At 37.0% G+C, this 13,834-nt stretch carries 9 protein-coding genes; 8 read left to right on the top strand and 1 reads right to left on the bottom strand.

Annotated elements, in window-relative coordinates; translation table 11 throughout:
• The first annotated feature begins 93 nt into the window (after positions 1-93).
• The 7 genes from fldB to Q0940_RS06985 all read left to right on the top strand — a co-directional run bounded on the left by fldB (position 94) and on the right by Q0940_RS06985 (position 10,064).
• Positions 94-621: a flavodoxin FldB gene (gene fldB / locus Q0940_RS07015; protein ID WP_299266167.1), complete on the top strand. Its 528-nt coding sequence runs from the start codon at positions 94-96 to the stop codon at positions 619-621.
• A 93-nt stretch (positions 622-714) separates the two neighbouring features.
• Positions 715-1,335: an OB-fold-containig protein gene (locus tag Q0940_RS07010; RefSeq protein ID WP_299266164.1), complete on the top strand. Its 621-nt coding sequence runs from the start codon at positions 715-717 to the stop codon at positions 1,333-1,335.
• Positions 1,336-1,396: 61 nt separating this feature from the next.
• Positions 1,397-3,121 (top strand): flotillin domain-containing protein, encoded by a 1,725-nt coding sequence (locus Q0940_RS07005; protein WP_299266161.1) that lies wholly within the window; start codon positions 1,397-1,399, stop codon positions 3,119-3,121.
• A gap of 398 nt (positions 3,122-3,519) precedes the next feature.
• Positions 3,520-5,691: a tetratricopeptide repeat protein gene (locus tag Q0940_RS07000; RefSeq protein WP_299266158.1), complete on the top strand. Its 2,172-nt coding sequence runs from the start codon at positions 3,520-3,522 to the stop codon at positions 5,689-5,691.
• A 180-nt stretch (positions 5,692-5,871) separates the two neighbouring features.
• Entirely contained in the window at positions 5,872-6,378 is a 507-nt protein-coding gene (locus Q0940_RS06995) for a TIGR03546 family protein (protein ID WP_299266154.1), read from the top strand.
• Between the two features lie 2 nt (positions 6,379-6,380).
• On the top strand, positions 6,381-8,390 hold the full coding sequence (locus Q0940_RS06990) for a TIGR03545 family protein (RefSeq protein WP_299266150.1): 2,010 nt from the start codon (positions 6,381-6,383) through the stop codon (positions 8,388-8,390).
• A 381-nt stretch (positions 8,391-8,771) separates the two neighbouring features.
• Positions 8,772-10,064: an NAD(P)/FAD-dependent oxidoreductase gene (locus Q0940_RS06985; RefSeq protein WP_299266146.1), complete on the top strand. Its 1,293-nt coding sequence runs from the start codon at positions 8,772-8,774 to the stop codon at positions 10,062-10,064.
• Positions 10,065-10,163: 99 nt separating this feature from the next.
• On the opposite strand, the gene Q0940_RS06980 is transcribed toward Q0940_RS06985, so the two are convergent.
• Positions 10,164-11,630, bottom strand: a complete 1,467-nt coding sequence (locus tag Q0940_RS06980; protein WP_299266143.1) for a DASS family sodium-coupled anion symporter — start codon at positions 11,628-11,630, stop codon at positions 10,164-10,166.
• Between the two features lie 219 nt (positions 11,631-11,849).
• Here Q0940_RS06980 and Q0940_RS06975 point away from each other — a divergent pair, with 219 nt between their 5' ends.
• Positions 11,850-13,685 (top strand): DUF885 domain-containing protein, encoded by a 1,836-nt coding sequence (locus Q0940_RS06975; RefSeq protein WP_299266141.1) that lies wholly within the window; start codon positions 11,850-11,852, stop codon positions 13,683-13,685.
• Positions 13,686-13,834 lie beyond the last annotated feature (149 nt).

Below are 13,834 nucleotides of genomic sequence, written 5' to 3'. Positions count from 1 at the left end.
TTTTGTATTTAGCATTTTGCTAAACTTGCGGCCGTTTTCCTAGTATTAACTTAATTAATACTGTCATCTTTATTTTTTGCAAAGAGCATTTTTATGAAAATTGGCTTGTTTTATGGTTCAACTACTTGTTATACCGAAATAGCGTCGGAAAAAATTCAAACCAAATTAAATGAATTGTTTGACGTTCCTGTGGTGGAAATTTTCAATATTAAAGATACTGAACTTAGCAATGTTGCCGATTTTGACGTTTTAATTTTTGGTATTTCAACTTGGGACTTTGGCGAGTTACAAGAAGACTGGGAAAGCCAATGGCAAGACGTTGAAAGTTTAGACCTCAAAGGTAAAACCCTTGCATTATTTGGCCTTGGCGACCAAGAAGGTTACGCAGAGTGGTTCCAAGACGCACTTGGTATGTTGCACGACGTATGTATTAATCAAGGTGCAAACCCAATAGGTTACTGGCCAAATGGTGATGATTATGAATTTATTGCATCAAAGGCATTAACGGCAGATAAGTCTCATTTTGTTGGATTGGCTCTAGATGATGAAGGTCAATACGACTTAACTGAAAAACGCATTGCCGATTGGTGTGAACAGCTACTTACTGAGTTAGCAGATTAATAAAGTCCGCTGAACCACAACAAAGTATATATAGTTGAATCGATAAGGATCATCGTTTATTCTTTTTATAAATCAATCCTGTAAGGAAACTGCATGTTTATTGAATTTCTGACTCATACGACTAACGGTCCATATTTTTTCGCACTTTGTTTTTTGATTATTCTTTTTACTGTTGAGGTGTTGGGGTTATTAGTTGGTATGAGTTTAAGTCATGCTTTTGATAGTGCGATAGACTTTGATGTCGACACGGATGTAGGTGGTCACTTAACGCTTTTAGGCTTAGGTAAAGTACCGCTAATTATTTGGTTAACCTTCTTTTTTGGCTTGTTCACTCTTATCGGTTACGGCGCCAACGCAATATCATATTCTTTGGTTGGTTACATGCCAATTTGGGTCAGCATTATCCCTGTCAGTATTGCCTCTTTTACTATAAATGGCTTTTTATGTAATTTATTCGCCAAACTGTTTCCTAAAATTGAAACCACAGCGGTTAGTACAGATACCTTTGCAGGCAGAGTTGCCGATATAACTATTGGTAATGCGACCTATACAAAATTTGCTATGGGGGTTGTGCTTGATGAGCATGAAACCTCTCATAACGTCAGAATACAATCTATGGATGAAGGTGTGGTTCTTAGTCAGCATCACAAAGTTATCCTAGTCAAAAAAATAGACAATAGCGCCATCTGGCTAGCTATGCCTTATGAAAGCTAAACAGTCTCTAATATTTTAAAACATAAAAAATAAAGTTATTAACTAACTCGGAGTAATTAAAATGGAATTAAGTAATGTTATCGCTTACGCAGCGATTGCCGGTATCTTTTTACTGGTTATCTTCATCGTTGGATTCACCTTGTCGAGAATGTATAAGCGTTCGACAAAAGACTCAGCATTGGTAAAAACTGGCTTAGGTGGTGAAAAGGTTATTACTACCGGTGGTGTCATGTTGATCCCAGGTTTCCAAGAATTAATGAGAGTTAACATGCGTACGTTGCGTATTCGTGTTGAGAAAAGAGAAGGTGAAGCTCTGATCACTGAAGATTGTATGCGTGTAGATGTTGGCGCAGACTTTTATGTTCGTGTGGCAAGTGACACAGGTTCTATTGCTAAAGCAGCGCAAGCACTCGGTGACCGTTTGGATGACCCAAATAAAGTAAAAGAATTAATGGAGTCTAAGTTTGTTGGCGCACTCCGTTCAGCAGCCGCTTCTATGTCGATGGATGAACTTCACAAAAACCGTCCAGACTTTATCCTTGCAGTACAAAGTGCCATTGCTGACGAGTTAGCACAAAATGGACTTGAACTTGAATCTGTTTCTCTTACTAGCTTTGACCAAACCAAACTTGAATACTTTGATGAAAACAATGCGTTTGACGCCCAAGGTCGTGCAAAACTTGCAGAAACAATTGAAGGTCGTAAACAACGAACCAATGAAGTTGAGCAAGAAAATCGCATTGCAATAGAACAACGTAATCTTGAAGCCGCAAAAGATTCATTAGCTATTGCTCAACAAAAACGTGAAGCTGAAATTGCACAACAACAAGAAATTCAAGTAAAAGAAGCCGAGCAAAAAGCATTAATCGCAGCTAGCCGCGAAGAGCAAGAGCAAAAAGAGCGTCAAGCTGAAATTGCTAAAAATCGTGCTGTTGAAGCCGCGGAAATTGAGAAAAAATTAGCGCTCGATAAAATGCAAATTAACCAACAGCGTGATCTTGAAGTTGCTGAACAAGAACGTCAAATTATCATTGCTGAAAAATCAGAAGCTGAGTCAGCAGCTCGTGCAAAAGCCGCCGCTGCTGAACAAGACCGTGTAATAAAAGAGGAAGGTGTAGTTACTGCAGGTGCGGTTGCTAAAGCTGAACGTCAAAAGCAAATTGAAGTCATTGATGCACGTAAAGTAGCTGAGCGTGAAGCGGTAGGTATTATTGTTGGTGCAGAAGCTACTAAAAAAGCAGCTCAGGATGATGCTGACTCTAAGCTTATTGTCGCTAGAGCGGATGCCGACGCTATCATAATGAAAGCTGAAGCTGACGAGAAACAATACTCAGTTGATGCTGAAGGTCGCCGTATTCTTAATGAAGCAGACAATGCCTTGAGTGAAGGCCAAGTAGAGCTTCGTCGTGTATTAGCAATGCTAGAAGCATTACCTAATGTTGTTGCTCAAGCAGTTGAGCCACTTAAAAATATTGAAGGTATTAAAATCTTACAAGGTTATGGTGGTGCATCTACTGGAAATTCAGACGGTACAGGAAACTCTAGTGCAGATCCTATGTCACAACTTACAAATGCTGCATTAGGTTATAAAGCACAAGCACCTGTGGTTTCAGCTTTATTAAATGAGCTAGGTTTAGGTGGTTCATTAGAAGATGTAGTTTCTGGTAGTGCCTTAGCCTCATTAGTAAAAAATGAGAAAGAACAGCCAACAAGTGATACTACAAAAACGGTCGAAAATTTAGATGTTACAACCTCAACGGAAACTAATGAAAACTTTAAATATTAATAAATTATAAAGTTATACACCTAGGGGCTATTTATCTTTCATTTTTGCAACGCTGGCGGCTATTTGTTGCATCCAGCGAGGCAGAAGACTCGCAAATAGTGGTTCTATTTAAGTGTCTGGCTAAAATAACAAGAACGAAGTTGGGGTGACAAATAGACCCAGCCCTTCGGGTTGAGGTTAAATTATCCCCACTCTTTGTTATAAACATACTTATTTAATCCATTAAACCTCGATGTTTATGCCGCGATTGGGAATGATTTTCCACTCAACGTTGCGTAAAATGAAAGGTAAATAGCCCCTAGTATTTGAATTCAAGAGAATGTAAAACCAACTAATAAATGAACCTGTACTGCTTGGCAGTACAGGTTTTATTTATGCCCCATCTTATAAAGGTCACAATGAAATTAATTACTACATTACTCGTTTTTGTTTTTATCCTCACTGGCTGTGCTGGTTCAGAAAATCGCTCTTATAACAGCTCTCAAATCTTACAAATTAAGTCACAAGCAAGATATGCTAAAAAAGCCGAGCTTATAGCTCAAGCTGAGCAAGGTGATATTACTGCCATGCTTGATTTGAATAAAGACTACTTATTTCCTGAGACCAAAGAAGGATTAGAGTATTTCCATAAATGGTACGACTTAGTACTAAAAAGTGATTCACCAGAAGATATTGAAGCATTTAGAGTTTTGTTTGTTAAATACGAAAGCATGTTTATCAATGGCCGAAAAAAGTATCTAGCTTTACTGGAAAAGTCAGCATCATTTGCGCCGGAATTTGACGGTAATAAAAATGCGCTGATCAATTTATATGGTTATTTCCTGCAATTTTATGAATATAAAAAACGAAAAGCAGTAGAAAGTAAGATTCTACTCAATGCAGATAAAAATGACTATTTATCCTTATTTGAAATAAACCTTGATTATAGTGAATTTCTTGCCGCGGAAGATATTTATAATAAAGTCAAAACAGAACAACTTGTATCGTCGGATGAATTACAGTTGATGATGTTTAAAATATACACAAGTAAAAAACAAAAATTCAAAGCTAAAGAATTACTTACGCAGATAATTAAGTTAGGCAATGAAGATATAAAATCAGAAGCGTTAGCTTATGCTAAGCAGTACAGATATCCCCGTTATCCATTTAAATTCAATTCTAAATCGTTTGATATCAATGATAGAGAAACTAAAAGCTATAGAGAGAAAACTAGAGAATATTATACATTCTACTTTTCTTCAGACCGTGAACTTTATAACCAAAAGCTAGAAGCATTATCGAAGAAAGAAATGCTTTTAAATACGCAAGGTGCGACAGAAAAATTATTAACACTCTACAAAAAAAATAATGAGAGAGAAAAGTTCTTATCACTTCAAGCTCAAATATTAGAATTAGATTTAATTCAGCCCCTCACTGAGCTTAGTAAATATTATTATGACAATAGGCAGGAATTCAGAGCTTATGATGCGCTTAATAAATTAGCAGAGGAAGGTAATTCAGCCGCAATGTATAGATTGGTAATGGCATACATTGATGAAACTGATTTTGAGCAGCCAGCATTAATAAATAAATGGCGTAAATTTGTTTTTGATAGCAATAATATAGTATTAAAAACAAAAATCATTGAGGATCTTACGGACGATCCTGAATTACTAAAAGAGTTGCCGGATAGCTTTCGGCAAAAGCTGTTACAAGAGCTCGACAAAAACCAACACATCCCAACGCTAAGACAATTGTCTAGTTATGAAGCGGATACTGCAGACCAAGCTGGTTATAAATACCTTGAAATGGCAGCGAATGCCGGTGATGTAAAAAGCATGTATAAATTAGCTAGAAAAAAACTGTCTTATTCCAGCGCAGAAAAAGACGTAGAAACTGCAATGAATATATATCAGCAGTTGATTGATAGAGGCGAAATAAGAGCGTTAAACAACATTGCCAAATTCTATATTGACCCGCCTGAAATAAATAAAAATCTGCAAGATGTTGAGAAAGGGTTTGAACTTCATAAAAAAGCATCCGATTTAGGCGATGAAGAAGCCACCAAAACACTTTATCTTGCTTATTCTTGTAGTGGCGAAGATTGTATTTACTTTGACTCAGCAGGTGAAACAAAAGACATTAAAAAATCAATCATATATTTAGAGCGACTAGCTAATTTATACGGTTATGGTGATGATGGTGTGTATTCTAATTTAGGTATAGCGTACCAATATGGTTATGGACCTGTTAAAAACTTAGATAAAGCGTTGGTTTACTATAATAAAATTACTAATAAAGACGCAAAAGCAAACTATTACGTAGGTCTTGTTTATGAAGAACAACAGGATTATGAACAGGCAATAAAGTACTTCACTATTGTTTTAGGCTTTCCCTCTGACACCAATTCTAAACGGTATAAGCAAGATGCTAGTTTGCGTTTAGCTAACATATATCACTACGGTAAAGGCAAGGTGCCACAAGACATTAAACGAGCGAAATTACATTATTTACAGTCAGAAAGTCCTGAAGCTACTTCTGAGCTAAAGAAAATTGAAAACACGCTTAATTTGCAAACAAAGAGTTTGTAATTGATTTTATGTAATTCAAAGTGTTCAATGGTTGATCTTACTAGTGCATTCATATTTAATCGTCGCTTAGCATTAATAATGCGTTCGTTATAAACAGTGCTATTCTTCACATTACTAAATTGCGCGGCTAAACGGCACAGCAAACTAATAGAATAATAAACAAATCTTAAGGATACTTTTATGTTTAATTTTGTAGGCAAGTTTTTTAAATTGCTTAATGGCGATGCATCTCCCGGTCAAATCGCTCTGGGTTTTTCTTTTGCTTTATTTATTGGTTTAACACCATTTTTTAGTCTGCATAACTTAATCATCTTCTTTTTTGTGTTTGCCATTCGTGTCAACTTGGGCGCGTTCTTTCTCGGTAGTGCGGTATTTGCATTGCTTGCATTTGGGATTGACCCTTTATCCATAAAAGTAGGGGAATACTTACTTAACAACCCTGACTTACTATCAATGTGGACTGAGCTTTATCAAAGTGATGTTTGGCGTGCATTTAAATTTAATCACACATTATTATTAGGCAGCGTTGTTATTTCTATTTTGTTATTTATTCCAATGCTAATTATCAGTCGTTTTATTGTGTCTACTTACCGAGTAAGAATAATGAAGTGGTTCGAAAAACTGAAAATAAGCAAAATGCTTAAAGCCAGTAAGTTCTATAAGTATTACGAAAGGTTAGGGGAATAATCATGATTAAATGGATACGTTGGTCTGGTTTAGCTGGTTTTGTTGTTGTGGTTGCTTTAATTGCTGCCCTTTGGTTATTAGCTCTTGGTCCTTTAATGAAAATGGCGGTTGAAAAATATGGCAGTGAAGCTGTTGGCGCACAAGTAAATGTTGAAGACATTAGCTTAGGATTTAACCCATTGTCATTAACCGTAACGGGTGTACAAGTGGCAGATAAAAATGCCCCAATGGAAAATGTAGTTAGCTTTGACACTGCCGTTGCCACGCTGGAAGCTTTCCCTTTATTGTTAGGACATATCATTGTTCCTGATGTTACTTTGTCGGGCGTTGCATTAGGAACCCAAAGAAGCTTCTCTGGTGAGTTAGTTGTTGAGGAACAAGAAGAGGAAGAGTCAAAAGAAGAAACCGCCTCTACAGATGAAGGTTCTTCTAATAACTCCGATTCTGATAGTGAAACGGCAGAAGCCTCAGAAGGCGATATTTTACCATCATCAGATGAGATATTAGCGCGTGAAAACTTACTAACTACTCAATACGGTAAAGACCTAGAAGATTCTTACAAACAGCATAAACAAACAATAGATACTGCGTTAGCAAATATACCAAATGAAGATGCATTAAAAAATTATGAGACTGAATTAAATAATATATTAAAAGGCAAATTCAAAAACCTAGAAGACTTTAAACAACGCAAAAAAGAATTTGATGCATTAAACGCAAAATTTAAGCAAGACAAGTTAGCTATTGCTGAACTGACAAAAGCGGTGAAAGAGAGTAAGACTGACTTAAACCAAAAATGGTCAAAACTAAAAGACGCACCAGCACAAGATTTTGCTAACTTAAAAGGTAAATACAAATTAGATGGCGCAGGCGCAACTAATTTAGCCGCATTATTATTTGGTGATGATGTGGGTGGTTATGCTAAAACCGCACTAGAGTATTACGAAATAGTCAGCCCATTATTGTCAGACGACGAAGCCAAAGCTGAAATGCAAGAGCTGAAAGATAAACGTTTAGAAGGGCGTTTAGTCCACTTTAAAAGTGATAACCCGTTACCGGAGTTTTGGATTAAAACGCTTAGCTTCACCATGCAATTGCCTGAGTTAGAACAAGATACAGGTTCCGTTGGCGAGGTTGCTGTTAAAGTTCAAGATATTACCAATCAGCAAGATGTGATCAACGCTCCAATGCGCTTATTAGCAACGGGTGAAAACCTAAAAAATATGGACAGCTTAAAAATTACTGGTGTAATGGATCACAGAAAACCACCATCAAAAGATTCGTTTGATTTAAACCTACAAGGTTGGCAATTGACCAATGTTAAATTGGGTTTAGTTGGTTTGAAACTGGTATCCAGTAAAGCGTCAGTCACAGCAAAAGCTGTATTTACCAAAGGTGAAATGGACGTAGTTGGTAACGGCTTATTTAAACAAGCTAAGTTTGATACCAAAGACACCACATTTGTCGCCAAAGAAATGAATGCCGCACTTAAAAATGTAAATCAATTTACTGTATCTACCAGTGCAAACGGTGAACTTAAATCGCCAAATGTTTCTTTAAGAAGTGACTTAGACAAACAATTAAATTCAGCCTTTAATAAACGCTTAAAACAAAAGCAAGCAGAGCTTGAAGATGATCTAAAAGAAAAAATTAATGAACAACTGTTAGCTTACGGTGGTGATTATACCGAGCAACTTAAGCAGTTGAATTTAACTGAAGGCAGTTTAAAAGAAAAAAGCAAAGAGTTAGAAAAATTAGCCAAGTCAGAAATTTCAACTTACGAAGCTCAATTAAAAGCCGAAGCGGACGCTGAAAAAGCCAGAGCCAAAGCTAAGGTAGATGCAGAAAAGGCTAGAATGAAAGCTGACGCAGACGCTAAAGAAGCAGAAGAGAAAGCTAAAATTGACGCTGAAAAAGCCAGAGCTAAAGCTAAGTTAAAAGCCGAAGAAGAGAGAAAGAAAAAAGAACTAGAAGAAAAAGCCAAAGCAAAACTGAAAGGTTTATTTGGCTAAATGTTCTTAAGGACCTTTTGTCTATTTTTGGAGAGTACCAAGATAATTAGAAAATGCCGCTTTAAGCGGTATTTTTTATGCTTACTATTTTTTTCATTGAAACCTAGATATACATGACTGAATAACCTGTACATATATGGGGACAGGTAAGAGTAAAATTAAAGTAAAAACAGAGCTTTATAACGCTAGGTTTAGTAGCCAGTTTTAGCGAAATAAGTCATACTTATTTCATTGCTTAATTAGCTACGGCCACTATGTTTTCTATCGATAGTTGTTTCCTTAATAAAACATTAACTATACTTGCACAAATATCTATCCTTAGTGCCTTATCCTGCCATGCCGTGGACGCTCCCTGTTTTTATTTAAACTTTAGGACATATCATGCAAAAAATTATTATTGTAGGTGGAGGTGCGGGAGGCTTAGAGCTAGTTAGTCGTTTAAGCAAAACTCTAGGCAAACGTAAAATGGCGGAAATTACCTTAGTAGACCGCCAAATTACACATATATGGAAACCTTTATTACATGAGGTAGCCGCAGGTGTCATCGACAAAAATTCAGATGGGGTTGATTACCAAATTCACGCAGCGCGTTTCAAATATAAGTTTCAACTTGGTTCAATGAGTCATATTGACGCTGCCAAAAAATCAATAACATTAGACGCGGTTTACGACAGTGAAGGCGACTTGTTAATACCTGAACGTCATCTTGAATATGATTATTTAGTATTAGCGATTGGCAGTGTAAGTAATGACTTTAATACACCAGGTATTAGAGAGAACGCCTACTTTTTAGATTCTTTGGCACAAGCTGAAAAATTCCACAAAGCGCTGTTAAATCAATTACTCAAATTAAATCAAGTTCCCGATGTTCACAAAACACTAAAAGTGTCTATTGTCGGTGGTGGCGCAACAGGCACGGAGTTAGCGGCTCAGTTACATCATATCGCCAACTTAGCGCGTTCGTATGGTATGCCAAACATGTCATCTGAGCGTTTGAGTATTTCAATTATTGAAGCGGGTGAACGAATATTACCAGCCTTGCCTGAACGAATTGCCAACTCAGCTCGTGGCGCTTTGAGTAAGTTAGGCATTAAAATATTAGAGTCCACCCGAGTAGCAAAAGCAGAAAAGTCAGGTTTTGTTACCAGTGACGACAAGCTAATAGAAGCCGACTTAATGGTCTGGGCAGCAGGTGTTAAGGCACCTGACTTCTTAAAGCAATTAAATATATTTGAAACTAATAAAGCACAACAAGTGTTAGTGACACCAGAGCTGAAGAGCACAGTAGATGACACTATTTATGTACTCGGTGATTGTTGCGGCTTTAAGCAAGAGGATGGCAGCTGGGTACCACCAAGAGCGCAGTCTGCTCACCAAATGGCGTCACTAGTGGCAACCAATCTTATTAATACCTTCAAAGGCAAACCGTTAAAAACCTACAAATACAAAGATTACGGTTCTTTGGTGCATTTAAGTAAATACAGCACCGTGGGGTCGTTAATGGGCAGTTTATCTAATGGTTCAATGTTTATTGAGGGCCGATTAGCTAGGTTGGTTTATATCTCTTTATACAATATGCATCAGTTTGCGGTTCATGGCTGGTTTAAAGGCATGTTGGTATTGCTCAGTAGAAAGGTTAGTAACTTGGTAGGAACTAAATTGAAGCTTCATTAAATATGACTTTGCTTTAATCAAGTATAAAAAGCTCAGAGTAAAATTAACGAGAAATACAGTTATTAAATTTACTCTGATCTTGATTTTTAAAAAATGATCCTACCAATACCCTAAGAATTTCCACCAAAGCCCGCCTACAATGCCCCAAACACTTAAGTTAATAACACTCATAATTAAGCCCATAATCCACCAGTCCTTCATGGATACATAACCAGAACCAAAGATGATTGGTGATGTGCCTGTTGCGTAATGGGTTAATGACATCATCAATGATGAAGCTCCAGCCAATAGTAACCCAAGGTATAAAGGTGGCGCACCAAGAGCTAAACCAGCTGCAAAAAAGGCAGCAAACATAGCGGTAATATGTGCGGTTGTACTGGCAAAAAAGTAATGTGCGTAAAAGTACACACCAACCAAGATAACCACTGATACTCCCCAACCAAAACCGAGTTGCTCAATGTTACTGCCCACAACATTTGAGAACCATTCGACCAAACCGAGTTTGTTTAAGTAAGTTGCCATCATAACTAAAGCAGAGAACCAAACTACAGTGTCCCAAGCTGATTTTTCTTTAAGTACGTCTTCCCAACTTAAGACGTTAGTTATCAGCAGAATAGACAGACCTAAAAAGGCAACTGCGGTTGTATTTACCGCATAATCAGCACCAAACAACATGGCAGGCACGCCAGCCCACAAAGTTAATAATAAAGTAAATACACCTATCATTACCTTCTCACCGTAAGACATTTTACCCATCTCTGTTAGCTTGGATTGTGCATACACTTTTGCATCAGGCGTTCGTTTAATTTCTGGCGGATAAATGGCATAAACCACTAAAGGTACTAACGCGATACATAATAAACCAGGTAGAAGGGCTGCAAGTGCCCATGTTCCCCAAGTGATACTTATATCTGCTCCTGTGGCGTCTGCAATTAGTTTTACAATTAATGGATTAGGAGCTGTTGCCGTGATAAACATGGCAGAGGTAATTGGATTAATATGGTAGTTAACTAAAGCTAGGTAATGACCAATTTTACGTGAAGTACCTTGTTCCGGTGAAGAACCAAAACTAGTGGCAATTGACTTCATAATTGGGTGGATTATACCACCGCCTCGTGCGGTATTACTTGGTGTTACTGGTGCAATAACTAATTCGGAAAGGGCTAATGAATAACCAATCCCTATGGTTCTTTTACCAAACAGAGAAATAAAGTAATAACCAATGCGATTGCCTAAACCTGTTTTAACTAACCCTCTTGATATAATAATGGCAATACCAATCAGCCAAATAAGTGAATTTGAAAAACCGCTTAAAGCATCTTTTATTGCTATGGAAGGATTGTCGTTGGTAACGCCAGTTAGGGCAACAGAAGTAATGGCTAAAATAGCGATTGCGCCAATTGGCATTACTTTGCCAATAATGGCGACAATAGTACCAACAAACAAAGCGAGTAAATGCCACGCATTTGCCGTTACGCCATCTGGAACTGGTACAACAAACCAAAGTAGTAATATTGTTATTATGGAAATAAGCCCCGGAATAAGGCGGATATCAGCAACTTTCATTATAAAATCCTAAAATGATATATCTTACTGAATAGTAAGATATCTTTGGTAGTATATTACCTCTGTCACAGGTTGTGGAAAATGATCTATATCATGAAAAGTGGTAATGCATTACTTATTAAAAACCCACAAAAAAGGTGAACCGTCGTTTTTACTAGTAATCCATAAAGTTTATTATTAGAGTTACGCCACTTAATATCAATACAATATGGAACTGTTATGAAACTTAACACCTCATTTCCCAAAACATTAGCGATTACTGCAAGTATTTTGGTTGCTGCTACTTTATCGGCTTGTCAGCCAGCTTCCAATAACTCAACATCTAGTGAAATAGTCAGTGCTAACGCCGAAGATATTAGCACTGCTAATAAAGCATTTAGTCAATTCTCTGAATCGTTTATTGAGCAGTTTTGGCAGTTAAATCCAGGTTATGGGGTTTATGTTGGTTTTTATAAATACGATGATGTATTGCCAATTCCAAATGCTGAAACTAAACAACGAGACTTAGCTTTTTATCAGCAGCAGTTAGCAATGTTAAATGCAATAAACCCAGAATTATTAAGTCCGAGTAATGCCAGTGATTTCTATATTTTAAAGAATCAGCTTGAGTCCGGTATTTGGTCTAGTAATGAATTAAAAAGCGGCCAGTGGAATCCATCTAATTATAATGTAGCGGGCGTGTTTGGTGTTATTTTAAACACAGATTACAAACCATTAAATGAGCGTCTTCAAACCATTATTAAACGTATGGAAAACATTCCTGCATATTATAAAGCGGCGCAACAAAACTTAATTAATCCAACGTTAACGCATACTCAACTAGCATTACAGCAAAGTGCTGGTACAGCTGGATTGTTTAAAACCTCTATTGCGGAAAAAGTAAAAAGCTCTAGTTTATCAGCTCAAGATAAAGAACTATTTGCCCAGCGTTTGGCTGAAACAAACAAAGCTATTAACGGTTATATCACGTGGTTAGAAGCCAAAGCCGTTGAGTTAGAACAAAGCACAACCGCAAAAGACTTCCGCATTGGTAAAGACTTATATAAACAAAAATTTAAACTCGATATTTTCTCTGGTTATACGGCGGATGAATTATTTGCCAAAGCAGTGAGCGAGAAAAAACGCGTTCATCAAGAGATGATTAAAATTGCGGATAAGCTATGGCCTAAGTATTTTGATGGTATTGAAAAACCACAAGATAAGTTAGTGATGATCAAGAAGGTGATTGATCATATTTCGGTTAAGCACGTTAAACGTGATGATTTTGTCAGTAGTATTCGTGAGCAAATTCCAGAGTTAGAAGCCTTTGTGTTAAAACATGACTTAATCACTATGGATAAAGACAAGCCATTAGTGGTAAGAGAAACGCCAGAATACCAACGTGGTTTTGCTGGTGCCTCTATTAATGCTCCAGGGCCTTATGATGCAGAAGCTAATACATATTACAACGTGACGCCGCTGGATAACTTTAATGACGAGCAAGCAGAAAGTTACTTACGTGAATACAACCATTGGTTGTTACAAGTACTTAACATACACGAAGCAGTACCGGGGCATTACACTCAACTAGTGCACAGCAACAAATCAAAAAGCTTAGTTAAGTCTATTTTTGGTAACGGCGCTATGATTGAAGGTTGGGCGGTTTATACTGAACGTATGATGTTAGAGGAAGGTTACGGCGATAATGAACCAGAGCTTTGGTTAATGTATTACAAGTGGAACTTACGTGTGATCATGAATGCTATTTTGGATTACAGCATTCAAGTTAATGGTTTAACAGAAGCTGAAGCCTTGGACATGATGATAAATCAAGCTTTCCAAGAAAAGTCTGAAGCGACAGGTAAATGGCGCAGAGCTACGTTATCGCAAGTGCAGTTAACGAGTTATTTCACAGGTTACTCTGAAATTTATCAGTTACGTGAAGAGTTAAAACAAGCGACTGGTGATAAATTTAACTTAAAAGAATTCCATGATCAATTCTTAAGTTACGGCAGTGCACCTGTGCCTATCATTAAAAAACTTATGTTTGATGATTATGTTAACAGTCATAAATAAAGACGAATAAGTAATAGTGGAAGTAGCTGATATTTTACTTTTAAATTATTGATTAAATAAAAGGCACTTTATAGCTGTCTCTTGATCACAAGTCAGATTCAAGAGACTTTGCTAATTCATAGCCTTCAAGGATGGTTTGTAACTTAAGC

The sequence above is a fragment of the uncultured Psychrosphaera sp. genome (assembly GCF_947500655.1).
Classification (GTDB): domain Bacteria; phylum Pseudomonadota; class Gammaproteobacteria; order Enterobacterales; family Alteromonadaceae; genus Psychrosphaera.
The sequence above is the reverse complement of the archived record's forward strand: the minus strand, read 5'-3'. Positions and strand labels throughout refer to the sequence as shown.